Source organism: Methanosarcina flavescens, assembly GCF_001304615.2.
Taxonomy (GTDB): Archaea; Halobacteriota; Methanosarcinia; order Methanosarcinales; family Methanosarcinaceae; genus Methanosarcina; species Methanosarcina flavescens.
In genome coordinates, this window is sequence record NZ_CP032683.1 from 2,780,087 (window position 1) to 2,804,370 (window position 24,284).

Annotated in this window: 22 protein-coding genes; 15 read left to right on the plus strand and 7 right to left on the minus strand. The window is 42.2% G+C overall.

Going from position 1 to position 24,284, the window contains the following annotated elements:
• Nucleotides 1–8: 8 nt before the first annotated feature.
• A complete protein-coding gene (locus AOB57_RS12205) occupies nt 9–296 on the minus strand; it encodes a chorismate mutase (RefSeq protein WP_054298021.1) in 288 nt (95 codons plus the stop codon).
• Nucleotides 297–310: 14 nt separating this feature from the next.
• Nucleotides 311–1,174 carry a shikimate kinase gene (locus tag AOB57_RS12210; RefSeq protein WP_054298020.1) on the minus strand — a complete coding sequence of 288 codons (864 nt, stop codon included), beginning with the start codon at nt 1,172–1,174 and terminating at the stop codon, nt 311–313.
• Nucleotides 1,175–2,248: 1,074 nt separating this feature from the next.
• On the opposite strand from AOB57_RS12210, the gene AOB57_RS12215 reads away from it, so the two are divergent.
• The 6 genes from AOB57_RS12215 to AOB57_RS12240 all read left to right on the plus strand — a co-directional run bounded on the left by AOB57_RS12215 (nt 2,249) and on the right by AOB57_RS12240 (nt 7,539).
• The gene (locus AOB57_RS12215; protein WP_054298019.1) at nt 2,249–2,890 is read left to right on the plus strand and encodes an Era-like GTP-binding protein; all 642 of its coding nucleotides are present in this window, start codon (nt 2,249–2,251) and stop codon (nt 2,888–2,890) included.
• 5 nt (nt 2,891–2,895) lie between these two features.
• Nucleotides 2,896–3,255 carry a DUF2073 domain-containing protein gene (locus tag AOB57_RS12220; RefSeq protein WP_054298018.1) on the plus strand — a complete coding sequence of 120 codons (360 nt, stop codon included), beginning with the start codon at nt 2,896–2,898 and terminating at the stop codon, nt 3,253–3,255.
• 14 nt (nt 3,256–3,269) lie between these two features.
• Nucleotides 3,270–3,782 (plus strand): hypothetical protein, encoded by a 513-nt coding sequence (locus tag AOB57_RS12225; protein WP_054298017.1) that lies wholly within the window; start codon nt 3,270–3,272, stop codon nt 3,780–3,782.
• Nucleotides 3,783–4,014: 232 nt separating this feature from the next.
• Nucleotides 4,015–4,647, plus strand: coding sequence for a 6-phospho-3-hexuloisomerase (gene hxlB, locus AOB57_RS12230; RefSeq protein ID WP_394339694.1), 633 nt, complete (start codon nt 4,015–4,017; stop codon nt 4,645–4,647).
• A gap of 75 nt (nt 4,648–4,722) precedes the next feature.
• On the plus strand, nt 4,723–5,835 hold the full coding sequence (locus AOB57_RS12235; protein ID WP_054298016.1) for a pyridoxal phosphate-dependent aminotransferase: 1,113 nt from the start codon (nt 4,723–4,725) through the stop codon (nt 5,833–5,835).
• A 768-nt stretch (nt 5,836–6,603) separates the two neighbouring features.
• Complete coding sequence (locus tag AOB57_RS12240) at nt 6,604–7,539, plus strand: cytochrome c biogenesis CcdA family protein (RefSeq protein ID WP_226999497.1); 936 nt, start codon at nt 6,604–6,606, stop codon at nt 7,537–7,539.
• 61 nt (nt 7,540–7,600) lie between these two features.
• Here AOB57_RS12240 and AOB57_RS12245 read toward each other — a convergent pair whose 3' ends face one another.
• The gene (locus AOB57_RS12245) at nt 7,601–8,605 is read right to left on the minus strand and encodes an NOG1 family protein (RefSeq protein ID WP_054298015.1); all 1,005 of its coding nucleotides are present in this window, start codon (nt 8,603–8,605) and stop codon (nt 7,601–7,603) included.
• A 354-nt stretch (nt 8,606–8,959) separates the two neighbouring features.
• On the opposite strand from AOB57_RS12245, the gene AOB57_RS12250 reads away from it, so the two are divergent.
• A complete protein-coding gene (locus AOB57_RS12250) occupies nt 8,960–9,835 on the plus strand; it encodes a CBS domain-containing protein (RefSeq protein ID WP_054298014.1) in 876 nt (291 codons plus the stop codon).
• 160 nt (nt 9,836–9,995) lie between these two features.
• On the opposite strand, the gene hisE is transcribed toward AOB57_RS12250, so the two are convergent.
• The 3 genes from hisE to AOB57_RS12265 form a co-directional block, all read right to left on the minus strand.
• On the minus strand, nt 9,996–10,310 hold the full coding sequence (gene hisE, locus AOB57_RS12255) for a phosphoribosyl-ATP diphosphatase (RefSeq protein ID WP_054298013.1): 315 nt from the start codon (nt 10,308–10,310) through the stop codon (nt 9,996–9,998).
• A gap of 85 nt (nt 10,311–10,395) precedes the next feature.
• Nucleotides 10,396–11,658 (minus strand): 3-isopropylmalate dehydratase large subunit, encoded by a 1,263-nt coding sequence (locus tag AOB57_RS12260; RefSeq protein WP_054298012.1) that lies wholly within the window; start codon nt 11,656–11,658, stop codon nt 10,396–10,398.
• 182 nt (nt 11,659–11,840) lie between these two features.
• Nucleotides 11,841–12,674, minus strand: coding sequence for a YkgJ family cysteine cluster protein (locus tag AOB57_RS12265; RefSeq protein WP_226999499.1), 834 nt, complete (start codon nt 12,672–12,674; stop codon nt 11,841–11,843).
• 280 nt (nt 12,675–12,954) lie between these two features.
• On the opposite strand from AOB57_RS12265, the gene AOB57_RS12270 reads away from it, so the two are divergent.
• Nucleotides 12,955–13,458 (plus strand): amino acid-binding protein, encoded by a 504-nt coding sequence (locus AOB57_RS12270; RefSeq protein ID WP_054298010.1) that lies wholly within the window; start codon nt 12,955–12,957, stop codon nt 13,456–13,458.
• A gap of 110 nt (nt 13,459–13,568) precedes the next feature.
• Here the strand turns inward: AOB57_RS12270 and AOB57_RS12275 are convergent, their stop codons facing one another.
• Nucleotides 13,569–15,119 (minus strand): PKD domain-containing protein, encoded by a 1,551-nt coding sequence (locus tag AOB57_RS12275; protein ID WP_167829619.1) that lies wholly within the window; start codon nt 15,117–15,119, stop codon nt 13,569–13,571.
• 713 nt (nt 15,120–15,832) lie between these two features.
• Here AOB57_RS12275 and AOB57_RS12280 point away from each other — a divergent pair.
• The 7 genes from AOB57_RS12280 (at nt 15,833) to purQ (ending at nt 24,063) form a co-directional block, all read left to right on the plus strand.
• Nucleotides 15,833–16,387 (plus strand): helix-turn-helix domain-containing protein, encoded by a 555-nt coding sequence (locus AOB57_RS12280; protein WP_054298008.1) that lies wholly within the window; start codon nt 15,833–15,835, stop codon nt 16,385–16,387.
• 245 nt (nt 16,388–16,632) lie between these two features.
• Complete coding sequence (locus AOB57_RS12285; protein ID WP_054298007.1) at nt 16,633–18,309, plus strand: AMP-binding protein; 1,677 nt, start codon at nt 16,633–16,635, stop codon at nt 18,307–18,309.
• A 510-nt stretch (nt 18,310–18,819) separates the two neighbouring features.
• Nucleotides 18,820–19,068 (plus strand): 4Fe-4S dicluster domain-containing protein, encoded by a 249-nt coding sequence (locus AOB57_RS12290; RefSeq protein WP_054298005.1) that lies wholly within the window; start codon nt 18,820–18,822, stop codon nt 19,066–19,068.
• A gap of 20 nt (nt 19,069–19,088) precedes the next feature.
• A complete protein-coding gene (locus AOB57_RS12295; protein WP_054298004.1) occupies nt 19,089–20,144 on the plus strand; it encodes a 3-methyl-2-oxobutanoate dehydrogenase subunit VorB in 1,056 nt (351 codons plus the stop codon).
• Between the two features lie 2 nt (nt 20,145–20,146).
• Complete coding sequence (locus AOB57_RS12300) at nt 20,147–21,592, plus strand: 2-oxoacid:acceptor oxidoreductase family protein (RefSeq protein WP_054298030.1); 1,446 nt, start codon at nt 20,147–20,149, stop codon at nt 21,590–21,592.
• A gap of 1,460 nt (nt 21,593–23,052) precedes the next feature.
• A complete protein-coding gene (gene purS / locus AOB57_RS12305; protein WP_054298029.1) occupies nt 23,053–23,304 on the plus strand; it encodes a phosphoribosylformylglycinamidine synthase subunit PurS in 252 nt (83 codons plus the stop codon).
• A gap of 60 nt (nt 23,305–23,364) precedes the next feature.
• Nucleotides 23,365–24,063, plus strand: a complete 699-nt coding sequence (gene purQ, locus AOB57_RS12310; RefSeq protein ID WP_054298003.1) for a phosphoribosylformylglycinamidine synthase subunit PurQ — start codon at nt 23,365–23,367, stop codon at nt 24,061–24,063.
• The last annotated feature ends 221 nt before the right edge of the window (nt 24,064–24,284 follow it).

Genomic DNA, 24,284 nt, shown 5'->3' on the forward strand with positions numbered 1-24,284 from the left:
CTTGGCAGTCAGGGCAGGCTTCCCTTGCCACTCAACTCGTTCTGGCGTTCAATACTCATCCTGATAAGGATTTCAAAAATAGCCTTTATGGATCCCAGATCAAGATTGAGTTCGGTTGCGGTATTTAAAGCTCTGTTGATTACAACCTCATTTTGTCTGTGGTCATTTATCGAAGTCCCATTTATTCTTTTTGATTCAAGTACCTTCTCAGCCAGGTTTACTCTTCTATTAATAAGGGCAAGAATTTCCCTATCAATTTCTTCAATTTCTTTGCGGACAGCCTCAAGTTCGCTCAAGTGAACCCCTCGCTTTATAAAGACATTGCATCCCTGTTATTTATAGAGGTTTCTATAACCTTACCTTCTACCCCACAGCTTTCCCAGGCTGATCTCAGTTCTTTTACCTGTTCGGCTCGGACAAGTGCCGCATATGAGGGGCCTGTTCCGGATAGGCTTACTCCTTTTACCCCGAGCTCAAGCGCTCGAAGCATATGTTCCGTGCCAAAACCAAGAGCCCCGCAATAGAGGAAACCATTGAGCGTCATGGCTCGTTCATAGTCACCTTTTAGAGCAAGTTCGTAAGCAATTTCCACGCACGGGGCTATAAGTCTTGAGCGATTTACATCCGTATCCGCACTGAAAGCTTTCCTGGCAGGCGCAAATATCATGACTTTTGAATTAAACTCCTCACGCCTGAGAAGTTCCATTTTACGGTTATCGGTAACCACAATCCCTCCAAAAAAAGAAGCACACGCATCATCAAAGGCGCCTGTTATAGTAACCCCTACTTTTTTTGCAGCCTCCACCCCCAGTTTTACTATCTCAAGAGGCGGTAAAGTCTCCCCCACTGCACGAAGGGTTGCAAGGACTGAGGCATTTGCTGCGGCACTGCTGCTCTTGAGCCCGCCCGCCAGGGGAATCTCACTTCTTGTCTTTACTGTACCTCCCAGCTCAAGCCCAAACCGCTCCAGGGTCATTTCGACACACTGCTCAATAAGGCGGGTATCTCCTTCAGGCATCTCCTCGATAAAACCTGAGATTCCGCTCTCACCTTCTGAAAGTTCGACTTCTGCAAAGGTCATTAAGTCAATTCCGAATGCAGCGCCCTTCCAGGTTGCTATGGCATTTATTATGGTTCCTGCCCCTGATGCGCAGGCGTTCCCTTGAAGTGTCATCAAGCCCAGAATGCGTTGTTCTTTAATATTTTTTGCTGTATTTCTTCATAGAACCTGATATGCTGCCCAAACGCAGGATTCAACAGTGATTCATCGAGAAAGCGGGAATCCACAAATATAAATAATTAAGTTGAACGGCGTATATAGAAAAAGTGCTTCTAATTTTTACCTGGAAGTGCTATAAAATTATGAATAAATATTCCATTATGAATAAATATTCCTGATTTCTAATTTAGCAGATTTAACCAGAAAGGTCGCCGTAAGGGCGCTTAAAAATTATTGATTACTACCTTGCACTGATGAAAGCCAAATCTTGAACAGATGAGCAAAACCCTACCTGAGTAATCAGAAATGCTCCGCACCTGAAAGGTAAAGGTATTGCTGCTTTTTAAGTAAAATATGCCTGAAGTAATAAAAAAATTAGATATATAGCTAAGATCTTAAACTCGAGAAATAGGTTTACCTTTCAATGCCCTGAGATATACAAAAGATATACTGCAATTTATAAAAATAATCTTAATTTTTAAAAGATATCTTGAAATATCTAGAAGAAAACTGAGCTGTAAAAGCTGTATTCAATATTAAATCAGATGGATACCAGAATATATCCTGATAAAATGATTTATATTTTTAAGGTTGAATGAATAAAAATAGGAAAAAATATAAAGGAATGTGCAGAACATCAGTGCACATATAAAAATTTAATACAAATAAAAGAATTTCGGGAGAAATAATGTCTTCTGAATAAAAAGCTTTTTATCCAGAATAAAAAGCTTTTATCATCGTGGTGAGGGAATCAGGCAATAAAAGCAATTTATTTATATTCTGGTGTTATTTCCACGGAGGCACTTTCTATTTTACCGTAGAAAGGATCCGAAACTTCCTGTTTATACCCGGATGTGCCGGAAAGGGAAAGGAATATCTTCAATTCCTCTGATCCCCTCACTACAAACAAATGGAAATTACTTATATGCATGGATCAATAAATCAAAAATTTACTATAATTACCAACCCATACAGGAAAGCAATCCGAGAAATCCTTAGGTGCTGTGCTTTTCCCAAAGGAGGGAAGCTATGAATATGATAAAACGATTTAAGGTAAGCTTTTCAAAAATATTCAGTAAGCTCTTCAAGAAAAAAGGAGCATGTATAGGAATCTACGGTCCCCCCAATGCCGGCAAGACAACCCTTAGCAACCGGATCCTCAAGGACTGGGTAGGAGGCGAAGAAACAATGGGTTCTGTTTCTCATATCGCCCATGAGACCAGGCATGCCAAACGAAGAAATGGAGTAAGTATCGAGGCCAACGGGCATACCATCAACCTTGATATCGTAGATACGCCCGGGCTTGCTACAAAAATCGATTTCCACGACTTCATGGAGCAGGGAATGAGTGATTCCGAGTCCAAGAAGCGATCCAAAGAAGCAACAGAAGGGGTAATCGAAGCTGTCAAATGGCTGGATGACCTCGATGGTGTCATACTGGTCATGGATTCCACCGAAAATCCCTATACCCAGGTAAACGTAACGGTAATAGGAAATATGGAAGCCAGGAACCTTCCACTTCTTATTGTGGCAAACAAAGTAGACCTTCCTGAAGCCGACCCGGCCGTCATAAAGGAAGCCTTTCCCCAGCACCCCATGGTGCCAGTCTCAGCACTTGAAGGAATTGGAATGGATTCGTTTTATGAAGCTCTGGCAAAACAGTTCGGGTGATCTATATGCAGGGAATTCAGCTTGATTTAATATCCGAAGCCCGAATTTCTCAGATGGCTTCAATGGAAAAAGTTCGATATATAATCGATGAGGTAAGGAAAGGTAAAATACTGGTGCTTGAGAAGGGTCTGAACCCTATGGAGGAAGCAAAGCTTATAGAAGTGACAATGTCAGCAATCCAGCCTGATGTGTTTTCAGGTATTGAAATGCAAAGTTATCCTGCAAACTCTGAGGGTTCGCTGCTGGGAAAAATTTTCAAAAAACAGAGCAATAAACGACTTACAGTAATAGGACCTGCAAACCAGCTAAAGACCCTTAAGAAAGATCGGAACCTCATCAGTGCACTTGTCTCTGCAAGTAAATAAACGAAGTGGAAGCAATGTGTGCCCAGAAGACCCAAGACGTGGAAGCTATAATCTTCCCTCCCCAGTCCCTCGGCTCCTTTGAGATGGGCAGGAATGACGTCAATGTAACCTGTACTTATGGGAAAATCGCAGTATGGTTTGGACGGAAGGTTCCTGATTACATTATAGCGCAGATACTCATAGGAATCTCAAAAATCGATCAGTCTACGGTTCATGAGTTTGAGATAATCTGCAACTTTGATGAGATCACGGAATATGAGAGTAAAGGGTACACACTCGTGTCCTATGGAAAAACAGCCGGCGGTTATCGCGTAAACTATAGTATTCCTTTCTCCAATAAGAAAGCTCTTTTCCACTTATCAAAATTTATACTTGAAGAACTCCAGAAAGGAGATGCACGTAAGGACTTTTACTGGAATGGGAATGACTGCGATATACAGAGACTTTATCATGAATTTAAAAACAATATTGAAAATTGGGAGCTGAAAGCTATTAATTACAAGACCGAACCACAAACAAGCAGATAAAAACCTGCGCTGGTGCTGCGGCAGGGTAAAAGGAAAGTTTCCAAAAACCTGCCCTGAAATCTTCATCATAAACTTAAAGGGAGTGGAGCAGGCTTTTGAGAAAGCGTTACAGAATAAATGTAATTTTTGACGCAGGCTTTCAATTATTGATGCAGTCAGGTAGATAAAACTTTAATCAATTGATTATTATAGTGAATTAGGTATTTAACCCAATGTTTTTTGGAGAACTCATATGGAAAAAGTAACTCATATGGAAAAAGCTCAGGTAAACGACTGCGAAGATGTATTATTATCAATGAGAATGATTGCAGAAACCCTCAATGAGGTAATTAATGTACTTGATAGAGAAGCCATAAAGGCGATGATCCAGAAAATTCTAGAAGGCGAAAAAATCTTTTTGATGGGAGCCGGAAGGTCAGGGCTTGTTGCCAAGGCTTTTGCAATGAGGCTTATGCACCTTGGATTCAGCGTGTATGTAGTCGGTGAAACCACAACTCCTGCTGTTAAGCCACAGGATGTTGTAATTGCTATCTCAGGGTCAGGGGAGACCCGCTCTATAGCAGACCTCGGAAAAATAGTAAAAGATATTGGTTCGACCCTTATAACGGTAACTTCTAAAAAGGAATCTACACTTGGTAGAATCTCGGATATTGCTATGATCCTTCCGAGCAAAACCAAAAACGACCTTGATGCAGGCGGCTACCTTGAAAGAAATATACGTGGGGACTACAAAAACATGCCTCCTCTGGGCACATCTTTCGAGATTACCTCGCTAATTTTCCTTGATTCTATAATCGCGCAGCTGATAACGCTTACAGGTGCATCGGAAGCCGAACTTAAGTCAAGGCACACAAACATCGAATAAAGAAGGTCCATAAATTGCCGGAAGACAGTGGGTATATTCAGAACAGTTATTTGCAGGGATTCAGGAGGGCTCAATTTGAAGGAAATAAAATTTTCTGAAAACGTCACCAGGATTGACACGTCTGGGATTAGAAAGATTTTCGAAGCTGCAGGGTCGGATGCAATTAACCTTGGGCTTGGACAGCCGGATTTTGATACTCCGGGGCATATCAAAGCTGCCGCAATAAAAGCCATAAACGAGGGCTTTACGGGTTATACTGCAGGCACTGGAATCCCGGAGTTAAGAGAAGCCCTGAGTTCCAAGTTCAGGGAGGAAAACGGGTTTTCTGTTTCCCCGGAAGAAATTATTGTAACTTCGGGAGCATCCGAGGCGCTTACAATTGCCCTTGCAGCTCTTCTAAATCCCGGGGATGAGGTCCTCATTTCAAATCCCGGCTTTGTTTCTTATAATGCACTGACCGAGATCCTTAACGGCAAAGCTGTAAGTGTACCGCTTGCCGAAGACCTCACTATGAAGCCTGAGACTGTGCTTGAGAAAATTACCCCGAAAACGAGAGCCATTGTCCTGAATTCCCCTTCAAATCCTACAGGCGCAGTTGCAAGCAGGGCAGATATAAGAGCCCTTGCTGAAATTGCTAATGACCACAATATAACCATTATTTCTGACGAGGTTTATGAGTACTTTATTTATGAAGGAGAGCACGTAAGCCCTGCCAGCTACTCGGATAATGTGATTACGGTAAACGCTACCTCAAAGAGCTATGCCATGACTGGCTGGAGACTCGGGTATGTGGCAGCCAGAAAAGATTACATTGGCCAGATGCTGAAGGTGCACCAGTACATACAGGCCTGCGCTAACTCAATTTCTCAGAAAGCCGCTTACGCCGCCGTGACAGGGCCCAAAGATTCTGTCAATGCCATGCGTGAGGAGTTCAGAAAGCGCAGGGACGTGCTTGTAAAAGGCCTGAACGAGCTCGGGATGGAATGTGCCCTTCCAAGAGGTGCTTTCTATGCCTTCCCGAAAGTTTCGAATTCCACAGAGGTTGCTTCGAAAATGATATCAAACGGCATTATTATTGTGCCCGGTACAGCCTTCGGAAGCGAAGGAGATGGGTACATAAGAATTTCTTATGCGGCATCGATGAAAGATATCGAAAGGGCGCTGAGCATCATGGAAAAAGTACTCTGAGAAAATTATCTAAAGAATAACACTCTGAGAAAATATTCTGAGAAATATATTTCTCAGATTAGGATTTTTTGTCAAATATTCTTCTGCTATCTATTTTTTTTAAGCATCTGTTAGCACATTAATTTATTAATTTCTATGGAAACAAGGATTATCTCAGGGGATTCATAGCTCTTATGAGGAATGATTATGGGAAGAGATATATAAATAAGTAAAACGGTTATATAAATAAGTAAGACAGTTATCAGGAGAAATCCTATCACGATGAATTTTTTTGCTTGCGTTACTAATCACTTAAGCCATCTCTGCAAGCTTTCTTTGCCTATATCCCGACTACTGTTTTACCTAAATAGAATTACTTTATCCAGACTGTACTGTTTTTCATAGCGATACTTCAGTCAATTTAGCTTGAAGTTACTAGATTACTAAGTTTATTGGAAAAGTATAAATTTATGCTTATTCTCAACCAGCTCAGGTGGTTCTCTACAAAATTTATGAGACCTATATAAAACTTATATACAGATACATAACTGAAGCTAAATCCATTACATTAATTAACAAAATAGAAAGAGATAATTGTTATCAATACATAACTTTTTTTCATTATAAAAAACAGGAAAGTTAAAAATGGATAAATGATCCGAACACGAATTTTTTCTGCTCACAAGAAAGAACCTGTCAACAGGCAGAAATCGGGATCTCAGAAAAGATCATTTATCCGTTGATCTCGGAAATTTAGAATATCTTCATAGAATAATCCTGGAAAAACATATGAAAAAGAAACCCATGCGTCTGCTACCTTTAAATAAAGGAATTTTTGCTCTTACCTGTATTCTTTTATTGCTGAGCCCTGCTTCCGGCTCAGCCCTCATGTCTGAGAGCTGGCTAACGGGCTCCTTTTACGGAACATACCAAAGCCAGACAGGAGTTTTTCTGACCGAAGCCCAGGTATTTCCTTTACTTATTCCCCAGGACCTTATGCTTCTCCTTACAGGAAGTCGGGAAGGGAAAAGTAATAATATAGAGAGGATCAGCCCTTTCTTGCTCCTGACAGCAGGCGTTCTGGCAGGCTTTAACCCCTGTCTACTCGCGGTAATGGCTTTTCTTGCCTCAGTCACCCTTGCCCAGCATGGAAGAAGAAGAGAAATGCTCGAAATCACACTGGGGTTTTCGGTAGGGATCTTTACAATGTATATGCTCGCAGGATTGGGCATACTCAGTATTGTTAATTTCCTGCCTGAAATCCAGGGAAGTTTTATAGAAGCTTCAATTCTGCTCATTGCCCTGCTCGGCTTCTGGCATATTTTTGATGCCTACTGGCTGAAAAAGCATGCAAAATCTACTTTCAGGACTCCCGAACCACTGAAAAAGTTCATGGCAAAAATGGACAAAAACAATCTTCTGCTACTGTCCTTCCTCTCCGGAAGCATGTTTTCTTTGGTTAAAGCCCCCTGCGTAGGAGCTATTTTCCTCTCACTCCTGAGTATCCTGGCAACAAAAACCGACATTGTAAGGGGAACATTATACATGGGTATTTATAATCTGGGGCTTCTGCTTCCTGTAATTGCCCTGGGCCTCCTCCTTGCCTTCGGACTCAGCCCGAACAAAGTAACAGAATTCAGGGAAAGATGGAGAGTAGAAATCAGACTGACAACCGGTTTTATACTTATTTCCGTCGCCCTCCTCATGCAATTTGGAATAATTTAAGATGAAAAATCACGCAAAAAGTTTAAAAGATCCGACCGTCTCTCGAGATGGGACTCGGGCATCAGACTGCAGGCTCAGTATCAGGCTCTTTGGAAGGAGAGGATAGGCGCTTTTCTTCAATCATCTCCAGAAGTCTGTCCATGACTTCTCCGATCCCTTCCCCGGTAACCGTGGAAATATTAAATTCTACTTCATCAAGTTTCTGGAACTCAGGTCTGTCGGCCTTATTTGCAACCACAAGCATGGGAAGCTTGAAGTTCTTTCGAATTTCGGCAAGCAGGCGTTTCTGTTCCTCGATTTCGTATCCGCAGCTTTCACTGGGGTCAATCATGAACAGTACTACCGCATCAAGGTAATGAATTGCGGTAATTGCCTGCCTTTCAATATCGTTTCTTTCGGACATCGGGCGGTCAAGCAGACCCGGAGTATCCATAACCTGGTAACGCACTCCATCGCGCGTAAAGTGCCCAATTGTTACTCCTTTTGTTGTGAAAGGATAGGGAGCTACTTCTGGGCTTGCACCTGTAATTTTCGAAACGAAACTTGACTTCCCAACATTCGGATAGCCAGCAATTACGATTGTGGGTTCGTCCTGGACGTCAGGAAGCTTCCTCAAAATATTTCTGGCTTCGTTGAGGAAAAGAAGATCCTTGTTGATGGACTTGATAATTGAGGCAAGCCTTCCGAAAGCCTCTTTCCGGACAGGCTCAGGAACCTCCGAAGTCCGAATTTTCCCAACATAACTCCTTGCAACCTCATGGATCTTCCTGCTTGCCCAGTCCACAGATGCGAGAGACATCTTGAGCTTTTCCACACCTACCAGTATGTCCGTAAGCTCATAATAGAATCTGGGTAAGCGTTCAAAACTTGGGAACCTCCTGACTATATTCGCAAGGTTATCCGTGAGAATGTTTGCAGCGGTTAGCAGCATGGATTCATTTGCCCTGAACCGGCTCTCCCTGCTATCAATAGTTTTCCCGGACATAGCTCGTGCTGACCGCTTGAAGGCTTTATTAATTAACTCACCGGAAGTGGGAACTGTATGTATTTTCTCAAAGATCATCATGTTCTAACCCTCTGGGGGCTCTCCTAAGCATATAAACATTATTATGGATGAAAAGTTTTAACAAAATAAACGCGCAAGTAAAAGTCTCGCAGAGATTCCTGAAGGCGATCTCCTGAGAGGGGATTTATTTTCAGATTTTATATTTGTAATTACAAATCCTGGTGATAACTTCTATATAAAGCGTAGAACCAGGTGGATATTCAAAGCAGAACCGGACTCTTTTTATATTTGTAATAGTAATGTGTAATTGATTTATAATCATTAATTATGTAAATATCTGCGTTAACTTACATTATTGATGTATAGATTTTATACATCATCCTTATAAAAGTATATGAAATTAATGGTGGTAGTATGGAACTGACTCCGATTCAAAAAGATATTATTATATCATTAATCAACCTTCAGCGGCAAAAGGACCGGGCAATCAAAGGGGAAGAAATAGCCGAGGTCATCCAGCGTAATCCTGGAACTATCCGCAATCAGATGCAGTTATTAAAAGCTCTGGGGCTTGTGGAAGGAGTGCCCGGACCAAAGGGAGGATACAAACCCACAGGAGCAGCGTACGACGCATTACGGATACAGCAATTGAAAAACGAATCAATAGTTCCCATCTATAGAAACAATGTGTTAGTTAATGGGGCTACGGCTGCAGAGATTAGTTTTACGACTGTCAGGAACCCTGATGCATGCAATGGAGTCATCCGCGTAATAGGAAACACAAAAGACTTCGTTATGGACGATAAAATTCAGGTGGGTCCCACGCCTGTAAACCGTCTGATAATTCGTGGAGAAGTCATAGGAAGGGATGATACTAACAATTCTATTCTTTTCAATATTACTGAAATGGTCTCTCTCCCTAAAAAACATGTCAAACACTATATGAAATATCCTCCTTTGCTTGTGAACCTGAATGCAAGTATCCAGGAAGCAACCCGGCTTTTCATCAGGAACAACGTTCACGGCGCTCCTGTAGAAGACAAAGGAAAGATAGTGGGAATTGTTACTTATACTGACATTGCCCATGCTATTTCCCAGGGAAAACCGAACGCAAAAGTCAAAGATATTATGACAAAGGAACTCATCACAGTTGATGGAGATATGCAACTCTACGATGTGGTAAAACTCTTCCATAAGTATAATGTTGGAAGGCTTATCGTAACCATTAACGGCGTACCCAAAGGCACGCTGTCGAAAACCGATGTTCTGAACGAGCTGGCAGTGTATTGAGAAGCAGAATTTTTTGCGGCTTCCTGAAAGCTTTCATAAGAGCTCTCTGAAGCAGCCGAAAAACCTGGAATTCCTAAATTATTTTTAGGTTATGGATTATCCTGCTGCTCAAACAGGATTATCTGCATGCTCAAACCGGGAGGTAAAAACCTCCAAATCTTCAATCCCTTTTCATGCTTTCATGCCTGGCACTAAGTTCGGCTGCAATTTCATCTAGGGTAATGTTATTTGCAGCAAGCAGTATAAGAAGATGAAAGATCAGGTCCGAACTTTCTGAAACAATCTCGTCATGGTCTTCGTTCCTGACTGCAAGAATAGTTTCAATTGATTCTTCTCCTACTTTCTCAAGAATCTTATTCATTCCTTTACGGTGATTCAGGAGCTTGCAGACATATGAGCGCTCGTCATAATTCTGTTTTCGATCCAGGATGATTTCATATACTCTGTTCAAGATTGATAAATCGGTATCCGTCATTCTAACACCTGTTTAATTAAACATAGACAAATATTCAAAAAATCAGAAGCCAGAAAATATCAAAAAAGTAAAAACAGGAGATTTTTCAAACCTTCCTTGGATCAGTAATTTCTCCGGTAAGGGCTGACGCTCCTGCAGTTGCAGGGGAAGATAAATACACAAAAGATTCGGGACTTCCTTCTCTGCCTTTGAAGTTGCGATTCGAGGTTGCAAGACCAACTTCTCCAGCCCCAAGCAAGCCAAAAGAGCCACCCATACAGGGTCCGCAGCAGGGGGATTCTACGATTGCACCTGCATTCATAAGTTTTTCTATATACCCGGCTTTCAGGAGTTTTATATACTCGGTCCGTGATGCGGGGACAACAAGCAGGCGAACACCCTTTGCCACTGGCTCATCGCCCATAATATCAGCCATGATTTTGATATCCTCGAACCTGCCATTCGTGCAGGAACCTACAAAGATCTGGTCAAGTTTTGTACCTTCAACTTCGGTTACGGGTTTCACGTTATCCACATTGTGAGGGCAGGCAACCTGGGGCTCAAGGTCCGATATATCATAGTGTCTAACTCCTACATATTCTGCGCCCTCATCGGATTTCCAGTATGGGTCAAATTCATAGTACAGGATTCTCTCTTTGAGGTAGTCTGCAGTCACTTCATCTGCTTCGATAATTCCTGCCTTTCCTCCCATCTCGATTGCCATATTGGACATGGTCATGCGTTCAGGAATGGAAAGAGAACGAATTGTTGAGCCTCCAAACTCAGCAGCCATATACCTGACTCCTTCTACTCCTACATCACCTATTAGGTGAAGAATAAGGTCTTTTGAGTATACCCTTTCTGGCAGGCTGCCTTCAACTTCAAAGCGGAAAGTTTCAGGTACCTTAAACCAGAGCTTGCCAGTAGCAAAGACCGCTGCCATATCAGTAGATCCTATACCTGTAGAAAACGCCCCTAGTGCGCCATACGCACACGTATGCGAGTCCGAGCCAACTATTAGATCTCCTGGCAGCACATGCCCTTTCTCAGGAAGAACCTGATGGCAAACTCCTTCGTATACATCATAATTTAAAATGCCCTGTTCCTCAGCAAATTCCCGAAGCATAATATGGTTTGCTGTGGCGTTGATAGAATCCGCAGGAACCTGGTGGTCAAATACGATCACTATTCTCGTCGGGTCCCAGACTTTTTTCTCTTCTCTGTCCTTCATTATCTCGTAAAAGCCTTTGACTGCCAGCGGACCTGTAATGTCGTGCGTCATTGCCAGGTCTATATTTGCCAGCACGAAATCTCCGGCCTTTACGGGACTTCCGGAGGCCTTCGAAAAGATCTTTTCTGAAACGGTCATCGGACGATTTTCATTATCAGATATCCCGGCCATGGGGAATAACTGGCTCTTTCTAATAAATAAATTTAATTGATGGTGTACGCTAGTAAAAATCAAAAGTCTTTCAAGCTCATAAAAAGGCGAAGTTCTTTAAAAATAGATATGCTTAGCCTACGAATCCTGAGTTTCTATTAGTCCCAGTGTTAACAAATAATTTCAGTGCTTCCCAGGCTGTCGTGAACTATACAGGTACATGTGCGGTTCTCCAGGCTCGTTTTTGCAATCTCAAGCCCCTTTTTATCCCTCCTGAAATCCACAAACTTTTCATACATGGCAAGGGTGTCCCTAAGTTCCGAAATATACCTCATGAGGAGATCTTCTGCCAGTTTTCGGCTGTCCTCGATCGAGATCGGATACCCGAGCCCCTCACATTCGCAAGTATGCAATCTCAATCCTTCAATATAAAAGGGGTAAGTGCTGCAGAGCATGGGGCGCACCGGATATATCCGGCACCTGTGTGTATCTTTCTCGAGAAAAATACAATCCCCATTTTTCTTTCGCCTGAGTATCCATCCAAAAGCATGAATTCTGCCCTCAGAATCAATACACTCCTGAAGAGACTCGAGGGATTCAGGAGAGAGTTGCTCTTCATTTTCCTCTAACTGCCTGAAAGAAGGCTCGGGGTGGTTTTCTTCATCTTCCTGGTTTTCATTCCGGATAGGAGCTTCAGGCATAAATGGTCCCGCAACCTCCAATTTTGACAGACCTGTATACTCCCGAATTCTCTCGATCTCGGAAGGAATTACCGCTACCCTGTTATCCCCGAAAGCTCGTCGACAGCATTTTCCACAAAGCTGGCAATAGAAACCGATTCTCCTGATTTCAGCTGCAAGCTGCTCAGGGTCAAGTTTATGAGCCATTTCTATTTCTTTCTTGAGACCAGCAATAAGAAGGAGCTGATAGTCAGTTTTTCCGGACTCCTGCTTACTGCCTGCGCTGGATGCTTCCATATAGAGAGTCGTGTCCTGCTGGTACATCAAATTAACGCAAGCGGTAGTTAACGTCAAAATATTCGAATTATCACAAGCCTTTTTAAAAAAGGCTTGAGCGAAAACCCTTGAGAAAAGGTATTATCACAAACTTTTTGGAAAAAAGTTTGATCGAAAACCGGCGTGGCGGCGTGATAAACTGGCGCAACGGTTTCGGTCAAGCCTTTTCGTAAAAGGGTTGCGGCGCAATGCTTGCAGTACAGCGGTTTTGATAATTGAATGCAATAAGAAACTATATATCAGGGAACCAGGTTTAAACTTTGTCTGTATGTGGCAGACATTACTCAAAAAATTTGAAAAATATCCTGCGCAGGCAAAAGTGCTTAAATTGCTTTTTGAACGAGGATTTCAGGTAAACGAAGAAGGAAAGGTCACTTCCGGAAGCATTGAGATAGCACATACCCAGCTTGCAAAGGAGGCAGGTGTTGACCGGCGGGTGGTTGACGCAACTACAAAGACCATTATTTCAGACGAACTTCTAAGCACGATTTTTAAAAATGTACATTCCATCCCTTTCCTCAGAGACGTAGCCCCTTCTCTTGGTCTGGGAGTGATCATTATTATTCCCGAAGATGCATCTCACGTTGGTATCCTTGCAGAAGTTGCAGGTCTGATTTCAAGGAGCAATGTAAGCATCCGACAGGCGGTCTCGGATGATCCCTACCTAACTGATAACCCAAGACTTACAATAATTACCGACAAGAAAGTACCTGGAGAACTCGTGGACAAAATCCTTGAGTTACCCTCGGTCAAAGGCGTAAGCATTTATTGAAGTTTTCTCGTGCTTCAGATTAAAATTCCGGAGATAAGATGATATTTGATAGGGAAACCTGCTTAAAAGCTGTCTATTCAGTTGAAAAAAAGAGTTTTTGTAGTTATTGATTATTTTCTGTTTCTTCTAAAAACGGAGAGTACCAGAGCTATTCCCAGAAAACCCAAAAACAAATCACGCATGGAAATATCTCTTAACTCAATTTCGGGTACCGAATCCGCTGTCAGATCTTTAATGAGATCCGCGACTCTGAAGATTTCTTGCTCTACTAACAGCACAAGTTCCGCAGCCGATCGGGTTCCGGTAAAGGATAAGATAAAGTTACCTGCAGAATCAAGTTTTTCCCTGTTCAGAACTCCCTCAATCCCTTTACCTATGTTTCTGCGACCTGAGCCCTGATCTTCAATGCCCTCCGGGTCATTATCTTCAGTGATGGATTGGTTTATTGGCTCCAGGACCGTAATAACGACACCAGTTGAAGAACTGCCATTATCATTCCTTGCCGTAAGCCAGACTGTGTAATTTCCAGGGCAGCAAAAAGTATGTATGGGATCTGGGCAGCAGGAACTCTTCCCGTCTCCAAAGCTCCAGCATAGTGAGGCTGCGTTTTCGGAAGCATCAAAAAACTGTACCGTAAGAGGAACACACCCTTCTGTAACATTGGTAATAAATTTAGCCTCGGGGGTTATCGGAACCGAAGGATCCGGAGTTTTCAAAACATTTATGTTTATATAGGTTGAGTCGCTGCCGTTCCCGTTAGTAACGGTCAGGGTAACCGTATAATTGCCTTCATCGGTAAAAGTATGCAAAAAATCCGATGTGTTTGAGAAGCCCAGGTCTCCAAGACTCCACAAAAGTGAGCTGGCATTCTCAGAGAATTCCGTGAATTCGACTGTGAGAGGGGCATATCCAATTGTCACATTGGAAGTGAAGATTGCTTCCGGCAGTATAGGAGATTGTGGAACGAAAGCAATCAACGGCCTGTAATCCATGCTCTTTGTCCGACGGTTGATGGCATAAGCCATGTCGCCGATACCGTCTCCATCCTCGTCCTTGCCTGTATAATCACTCCAACAGTTGCCTGAGGTCCGGTTCCAGACATTGAGTTTATCATCCCTGGCATTATTCGTATTATTGAAGTAATTGCTGTATATCATATTGCCTGAGGAAATAAGCGACCTGATGCCGCAGTTAGTGTTTGAATATACGAGATTATTGCACAAAGTATTATTTTCAGATTTAAACAGGCAGATTCCAATCTTATTTCCCGAGATGTTGTTGTTATTTATGATACAGTTTTGAACACTACTCAGGTAAATCCCGCATTTGCTGTCAACTATTGAGAAGCCGCTGATTGTTACGTTGCTGGCAACTACCTTGAATACATTGCTGTCTGCGTTCTCTGCGGTTATAACCGTATCAGAGGGAACTTTTGAATCTGAGATTATTGTCAGATTATCCTGGTCGATTTGAATGCTTTCATTATATTTTCCGGGCTCTACGATAATAATATCGCCCTGGGAGGCGTTATCTACTGCAGCCTGGATTGACTCTCCCGGGGATACATAAACATTTTCCACTGCTCCGGTTTCTGAAATTGGGATCAGCACTAGAGATACTGCAAGCAAGAAGACCCATCTGAAAGTTAGATATTTTGACATTTTAACCAGCATATTAACCAAGAAATTTATAGAATTATTTTTTAAAAGGATGACATATAAAATTATTGATTTAAAAAGAATATTAGAAAACAGAATTTAGAATTGAAGTCTATTTAAAGACTTTGTTAGAAAAGAACATCTTTTTCAGGCTTATTTGCCTTCAAAAATACCTGAATATGGAAATTCGGAGCATAAATATAAAATAGTGTCTTATCATTAACCTCCTCCAAATCTCAATCATCGGATTAAATTGATATCCTGCAGCAAACTCTGAGAAATAAAGACTGACTTAGTTAAGTTTAAAAAATCTACTCTCAGAAATGTAATTAGATATCCGGGTTGTCTTCTAAGTCCGAGAAATTGTTTATTTTAAAGCGCAGACTTAGTTCTACTATGTTTGTTTCTAATAGCCTCCTACAATTCCCTGTTAATAGTAAGACCTGATAGAACATTAATGATAACGTATATTAATTATAATTATTATTGATTCTGAAAGGAAAATTAACAACGATTCTAAAAAAATAATTACAATAATTCTAAAAAAATAATTACAATAATTCTGAAAAAATAATTACAATAATTCTGAAAAAATAATTCACAATAATTCTGAAAGAAAAGTTTCCCTTTCAAGCATACATTCAAATCTGCAAAGCCAAAGGTTTTTAAGCAGATCTTAAGTTATTCTTGAAAAATCCAGCTGGAGAAGACATATCATGCAGGAAAAAATAAAAGAGATTGCAGATCGAGTACATGAACTGCGTGAACTATCGGATTTCACGGTCAGAGATATGGCAGAATATCTGCAGGTATCCGATGAGACTTATGAGAAATATGAAAACGGAAGCGAGGATATTCCGGCAAGCATACTTTTTGAAATTGCACAGAAGTTACGCGTGGATATGGCTACCCTCCTGACGGGAGAAGAGCCGCGCATGAATATCTTTACAGTTACACGGGATGGAAAAGGAGTTAGCGTTGAGAGAAGGAAGCAGTACAAGTACCAGAACTTGGCTGAAAAATTCATTCACAAGAAAGCTGAATTTTTTATAGTGTCAGTCGAGCCCAAACCATCCGGGGCAAAACCTGAAACCAATTCCCACCCTGGGCAGGAATTTAACTATGTACTGGAAGGAAGCCTGAAGGTCTATATTCACAATAATGAGATTATCCTGAATAAAGGAGATTCTATTTATTTTGATTCCTCTTATAAGCACGCCATGGAAGCTCTGAATGGAGAAACAGCCAGATTCCTGGCAGTTATAATGTAATTATACAATACAGTTCGGTTTGATATAATACGATTCAATGATAATTTGCTTGAGGATATTCGGTTTGATATATCTGATTTAACGCAGTCAACTTGACTTGCACTTAACCTGATCTGATTTATATTGTTTGGTCTCAAACTCGGCAGAAAAATCGAGAAGCAGGACAAAACCGGGATTAGAATCAGGCACTGAAGCCCTCAAAACATACAAGCTATAGAAAAAAGTAAATAAAACGGGTGTCCAGAATGACTTCCTTGCTCAAGAAATTTGTTTCCAAAACCGATTTTGATTCCTATGAGGATTTCGAGAAAAATTTTAAAATCCTCGTTCCTGAAAACTTCAACTTTGCCTATGACATAGTCGATGCCTATGCAAGAGATTCCCCTGAAAAACTTGCTATGGTCTGGTGTAATGATGACGGGGAGGAGAGGAGCTTTACTTTCAAAGATATGAAGTACTACAGCGACAAAGCCGCGAATTTCTTTGCAAAGCATGGAATAGGGAAAGGCGACTATGTAATGCTCACCTTAAAGAGCCGATATGAGTTCTGGTATTGTATCCTTGCACTGCATAAACTGGGAGCCATTGCCGTGCCTGCAACACATATGCTCAAGACGAGGGATATCGTATACCGGATCGAAAAAGCCGGACTGAAAATGATTGTTTGCATATCGGAAGATGGAGTCCCCGAGCAGGTGGATGAAGCACATTCCCAGTGTGGGAATATCCCACTCAAAAAAGCAGTAGTTGGAGGGAAAACTCGAGAAGGCTGGATTGATTTCAGGAAAGAACTTGAAGAGGCTTCTGCGGATTTTGAACGTCCCTCAGGCGAGGCTGCTACAAAAAACAGCGATATTTCTCTCGTTTATTTCTCCTCAGGGACTGCTGGTTTCCCGAAAATGGTAGAACATGACTTTACCTATCCTCTAGGACACATTCTCACTGCAAAATACTGGCAGAACGTGGAGGATAACGGGCTGCACTACACAGTTGCAGACAGCGGCTGGGGAAAATGCGTATGGGGAAAACTCTATGGACAATGGATCTCAGGTTGTGCGGTTTTTGTCTATGACTATAATCGTTTTGAGGCCAGAAACATGCTTGAAAAAGCCTCAAGATACGGGGTTACAACTTTCTGTGCCCCGCCTACAATCTATCGCTTCTTGATTAAGGAAGATCTCTCAAGATATAATTTCAGTACCCTGAAATACGCGGTTGTTGCAGGCGAACCTCTTAACCCTGAGGTATACAACAGATTTCTGGAATTCACCGGAATAAAGCTTATGGAAGGCTTCGGGCAAACTGAAACCGTTGTGACCATCGCAACTTATCCCTGGATGGAACCTAAGCCCGGATCAATAGGAAAGCCATCTCCTGGTTATAAAATCGAATTGATGGACAGGGACGGCAGAATCTGTGAAGTCGGGGAAGAGGGAGAAATCGTCATCAATACAATGGAAGAAAAGCCTGTAGGGCTCTTTGTTCACTACGGAAAAGATCCTGAAAAAACCGAGGAAACCTGGCACGATGGCTATTACCACACAGGAGATATGGCCTGGAAGGACGAAGACGGCTACCTGTGGTTTGTGGGAAGGGCTGACGATATTATAAAGACCTCAGGATACAAAGTCGGGCCCTTCGAAGTAGAAAGTGCCCTTATCCAGCATCCTGCGGTGCTTGAATGCGCAATTACAGGTGCTCCTGACCCTGTAAGAGGCCAGGTTATCAAGGCAACTGTTGTGCTCACAAAAGGATACACGCCTGGAGACGCGCTTAAAAAGGAACTTCAGGAGCACGTAAAAAGAGTCACTGCCCCTTACAAGTATCCGCGCATCATAGATTTTGTTGAGGAACTTCCAAAGACCATCAGCGGAAAAATCCGCAGGGTTGAGATCCGGCATAAAGACCAGGGTTTAGAATAAAAGCCAGAGATGATCCTGAAAATAGCCTGAAGAAGAGACTGGAAAATCCAGCTACGGCAGGATTGGGATCCAATTAGTATATAACAGGACTCGGTTTAATCCTGTCCAGTTTGACCCTGGAGTCAATAAGTCTCGGGTCAGATCAAAAAAAGGAAAAGAAAGGAAAGAAATAAGTATCTTAAACCTTGTGAAAAGTTTACTCTGAGAAATCTGGTTTCGGATTTATTATAATTATATTATTCCCGTTAATTTAAGAAATGTTAATTTACGGAATATTATGACTATTCATTCTAACATACGGGATTAGTAGACTATATAGTTTAGACTGTAAAAAATAAATTGATAATTCAAGGCTTTCATTCTGTCACAGAAACCGGATAAAAAAAGCACGGACTTAAAAAGTTCGGGAAGGAAAAATAAAAATTCCGGATGGTCCCAGATCCGAAAATGGGCCTGAAAGCTGAGAAGAGCCCAGAGGGCAACTGAAAAAGGAATAAATTGAGGATTCATATGCCAAAGGATGATAAAAAAGAAGCATACCCTGTTATTAATACCCTGGAGTGTAAGGCCTGTGGGCGCTGCCTTCTAGCCTGCCCGAAAGGTGTGCTTTTCATGAGTGAAAACCTGAACTCACGGGGCTACCATTATGTGGAATACAAAGGAGAGGGCTGCTCAGGCTGCGCGAATTGTTATTATACCTGTCCAGAACCGCTTGCAATCGAGATTCATATTCCCCTGAAAACTGAGGAAGCAGAATAAGGCAGAAAAGGAGGAAAAATATGGCAACACGACTAATAAAAGGTAACTCCGCAATAATCGTCGGGGCACTCTATGCAGGATGTGACTGTTTCTTCGGATATCCGATAACTCCGGCAAGTGAAATTCTGCATGATGCATCCAAATATTTCCCGAAAATAGGCAGGAAATTTGTCCAGGCCGAATCCGAAGAGTCGGCGATTAACATGGTCTACGGAGGGGCGTCAGCAGGGCACAGGGTTATGACATCTTCTTCAGGCCCTGGAATTAGCCTGATGCAGGAAGGGCTTTCCTACCTTGCCGGTGCCGAGCTTCCCTGCGTACTTGTAGATATTATGAGGGCAGGTCCAGGCCTAGGGAACATAGGACCGGAACAGGCGGACTATAATCAGGTGGTAAAAGGTGGAGGGCACGGAAACTACAAAAATATAGTGCTTGCCCCGAATTCAGTGCAGGAGATGTGCGACTTTACTATGAAAGCTTTTGAGCTTGCCTTCAAGTACAGGAACCCCGCTGTGGTACTTGCAGATGGTGTGCTCGGGCAGATGATTGAGTCCCTTGAGTTCCCAAAGCAGGCTATTGTTCCTGAAATCGATACCACCTGGGCTGTCAATGGTACAGCCGAAACAAGATCTAACCTTATAACCTCGATCTTCCTGGATTTTAATGAGCTTGGAAGGTTCAATGAAAAACTACAGGCAAAGTACGAGCTCATAAAGCAGAATGAAGTCGATTATGAGGAATACCTGACCGAAGATGCTTCTATTGTCCTTGTCTCTTATGGAATCAGCAGCAGGATCTGCAGATCAGCTGTGGATCTTGCAAGACAGGAGGGCATCAAAGTGGGGCTTTTCAGGCCAAAAACGCTTTTCCCATTCCCTGAAGCACCATTGAAAGCTCTGGCAGACAGAGGTTGCTCCTTTATTTCCGTGGAAATGAGCAACGGACAGATGAAAGACGACATCAGACTTGCAATTAGCTGCTCACAGCCTGTGGAACTCGTAAATCGTATGGGAGGAAACCTGATTACCCTTGACCAGATTATGGATAAAATCAGGAAAATTGCAGGGGAGGCATGAAAATGGCAGCAGAAATCATTAATGGAGAAAAAGTTATCGGAAGGCCAAAAGCCCTGTATGCGGACTACCCTCGCAAAGGAGGAACAGCTTCGACAGCCACTCACTACTGCCCTGGCTGTGGGCATGGGGTTTTGCACAAGCTTATTGCCGAGGCAATCGACGATCTCGGGATTCAGGATAGGACCGTTATGATCAGCCCTGTGGGCTGTGCGGTCTTTGCTTACTATTATTTCGATACAGGCAATATTCAGGTTGCCCATGGACGGGCGCCTGCGGTAGGAACAGGAGTTTCCAGGGCCGAAGAAAATGCTGTGGTTATTTCTTACCAGGGTGATGGAGACCTTGCTTCCATAGGCCTGAATGAGACTCTCCAGGCTGCAAACCGGGGTGAAAAGCTTGCAGTCTTTTTCGTAAATAATACCGTTTACGGAATGACAGGCGGGCAGATGGCACCTACAACTCTTGTGGGTGAAAAAACCACAACATGTCCTGAGGGCAGAGATCCCCGGTTTGCAGGCTATCCCCTCCATATGTGCGAGCTACTGGACAACCTTAAAGCTCCGGTTTTTATTGAGAGGGTTTCGGTCTCGGATATTTCCCGCATAAGGAAAGCCAGAAAAGCCATAAGGAAGGCGCTTGAGATCCAGCGTGATGGCAAAGGATATGCTTTTGTTGAGGTCCTTGCCGCCTGTCCGACTAACCTCAGAATGGATGCGGAACAGGCTATCAGTTTCATAAATGAGGAAATGGAAAAAGAATTCCCACTCAAGAACTTCAGGGACAAATCCGAAGAAGTCGAACCTCTCCACCGCGGAGTCAGTGACTTTACAACTGAAACCCTTGAGAGACTGTACGGCATTGAGGCGGCTGCTGAAGAGAAACCTGCCAGAATGGATTTCGCTCCTATCCAGACCAAGATTGCAGGTTTCGGAGGGCAGGGTGTCCTCAGCATGGGAATTATCCTTGCTCAGGCCGGAGTAAAGGCAAACCTCAATGCATCATGGTTCCCATCCTATGGCCCGGAGCAGAGAGGGGGTACATCAAACTGTTCGGTTGTTATTTCAGGACAGTCTATAGGCTCTCCTACGGTTTATACCCCTGACATCCTGGTAGCTATGAACCGTCCTTCCCTTGAAAGGTTCAAAGGGGCAGTCCGTGAAGGAGGGCTTATCCTCTATGATTCCTCTGTCGGCGAGGTCGAAACGCCTGCACATGCCAGAGCCGTTGCAGTCCCTGCAACCGAAAAAGCCAAGGAAGCCGGTTCAGAAAAGGCTGCCAACTCATTCATGCTTGGAGTCCTCGTCGGCCTTAATGCAACAGGTCTGGAAGAAGAAGTTTTCAAGGAAGCTCTTGCTGAAAACTTCGCAGGGAAGCCTAAAGTTATTGAGTTCAACCAGATGGTTCTTGAAGCCGGAGCGCAGTGGGCAAGAGAAAACGTTAAGATCTGAAGATTTTAAGGCCTGAGAAAAAGTTGAGTTTTGAAAAACTGTGTTGTGGAAAAGACAGGTGGAGAAGAGTCTTCTCTGCCTGTGGTGTTTTTCACCTCTCTCAAAAGATTCTCAAATAATTTTGTAGCGGCTTTCAGGTGGTTTTCAGTAATTTTTAAGCAGTCAGTAATTTTCGACTTCTCAGCGTTTTTCTGTTAATCAGGTTGCTCTTTAATCTCTTGAATGTCCTGCTAATTTTCAGACTGGTCTGCATAGATAATCGCTATAGAGAGGCATGATCTCGAGAATTTAATAGGCAGGTACTACAATTGATTGATAAAAGAGGTATATTTAAAAGGTGTGAATCTGGGGTCAATCATAAGCTTTATTAACGCCGAATACATTGTAAGAAAAAGAGAGGCTTTTACAAATTGCTTTTAAAAGTGCTTGCTAAAAGGCAGTATTATTTTAAAAGCAGTTTATTGATCTAGGAGTAGATGGTAGGGTTCGAGTCTCTATTCTCGTCCCTACCTGCGATCCAACCCGGAGATTAAGAGGAAACCCCATTACTCTTAATCTCATTCTAGAAGTAGATGGTAGGGTTCGAGTCCCTATTCTCGTCCCTACCTGCGATCCAACCCAGAGATTGAGAGAAAACCCTATAACTCTCAATCTACAAGTCTTTTATAAGGATATGGGGATATATATCATAACCGACCTAAAAAACAATTCATGACATAAGTTTTGTTTAAGGCATTTATTTTTGATATTGGCGAAATATTTAATGACGTTGAAAATTTCAAAAACATAAAATGAACCTGCTTTCCTCAGAAGTCCGTGAGCATTCTTTAGACTATTTTCGGAACAGTTTACTGAAAGGCTATTTTCGGAATACTCTACAGTCTCACGTTAAGCTTTACCGCACTGATTTTTAAACATAACAGGTTCAGCTTGAGCAGCTCATATAAAAATATTAGAGCATATAGAAACCATGTTGAACAGGTTCTATGCAAAAAGTACGCTGTGAATAAAAGCGATTTTTCAGATCAATTTAGAAGTAAATGAAAGGAATCTGAATTTCTATTCTCAGGTTTCTCTGATGCCTGATTTGAGCTGAAACCGAATATAATAAGAACAATATTGATAAGCGTAAGACCCTGGCGACAAACCAAGAATTTAAAGCAAAAGAAATAAAAATGTGCTTTTTATTTTCTAAGACCCATAAGATTAAATAGCTTTTGTCCTTATTTCCCTTGAAATCAGCGCTGGCAAGGCAAGTTAAAAACAAGCCAGTATTGAAAAGTGAATAAGAAACATCGCTAGGATATAAAATGTCTTTTAATTATTTGGTGCAAAACCATAATTGTTTACTTTCAAATTACATTTGACCCTACACTTGATCCCTCACTTTTAATCCACTATCGGACTCCTAAAAGCGGGATTTTCATCTAATTCCAAAATTTAAAATGAGGCTTATAAAGATGCAGTACCAGGCAACAGTTAGAATTGAACAGAAAGCAGGTATGCTCGATCCTGAAGGCACAACCACAAAAAGGGCTCTCGGACAACTTGGCTACCAGGTTGACAGCGTAAAAACCGCAAAGCTTTACGAAATCGTCCTTGAGGCTGAATCTGCAGAGCTTGCAGAGCAGAAAGTTGACGAGATGTGCCAGAAACTTATTGCAAACCCAATAGTCCACAATTATACAATCGAGCTCAAGGAACTTAAATAAACTATTGTGGAAAGACGATTGAGTCAGAAAAGCTAAAACTTTGAAACTTGAGGGGAAAAAATGAAAATTGCCATTCTTCAGTTCGGAGGCACAAACTGCGACCTGGACGTCCTGCATGTCCTTAAAGATGTCGTGGGTGTGGACGCCGAGACTGTCTGGTACAAACAGGAGGATCTTACAGGTTTTGATGGAGTAGTTGTGCCTGGTGGTTTCTCCTACGGAGATTATCTCAGGGCAGGAGCAATTGCAGCTCGCACTCCAATTATGAACTCAGTGAAAAAACTTGCAGCAGTCGGCAAGCCTATTCTGGGAATCTGCAACGGCTTCCAGATTCTCACCGAAGCCCGCCTACTGGAGGGAGCCCTGACAACTAACCAGTATCCTAAATTCAGGTGCCACTGGACAAACCTCAAGGTAGAGACTGTTGATACTCCTTTTACCTCGAAGTTCAGGAAAGGCGAGATTATCAGGATGCCCATAGCCCATATGGAAGGGCAGTTCTATGCCGAGGAGAAAAGTCTGGCAGAGCTTGATGAGAACGAGCAGGTTGTCTTCCGGTATGTTGATGAAAACGGAAAAGTAACGGAAGCATCTAACCCTAACGGGTCTCTTGAGAACATTGCAGGAATAGTAAACTCTTCAAGAAACATTTTAGGTCTCATGCCTCATCCGGAAAGAGCCTCCGAGGCAATTCTGGGCTCAGACGATGGTCTGCGGGTATTCGAGTCAATGGCGGATTATATCGCTCAAAATTTCTGATTAGCCCGCTTTTACTCTTTAATTTATGTTGTAACTTTAATTATTTTGCCACTTTAATTTATTTACTATTTTAATTTATCTGCTAAGTTATATAGTTACAAATTTTATTTATTATTTAATATTTTCTTTGTTTTGTCGTTTTTATTTTTGAGAATCATGTTATTACCATATCTGGTAATTTAATCTGGCAGTTTAATCTGGCAATTAGTGCCTGTTAATTA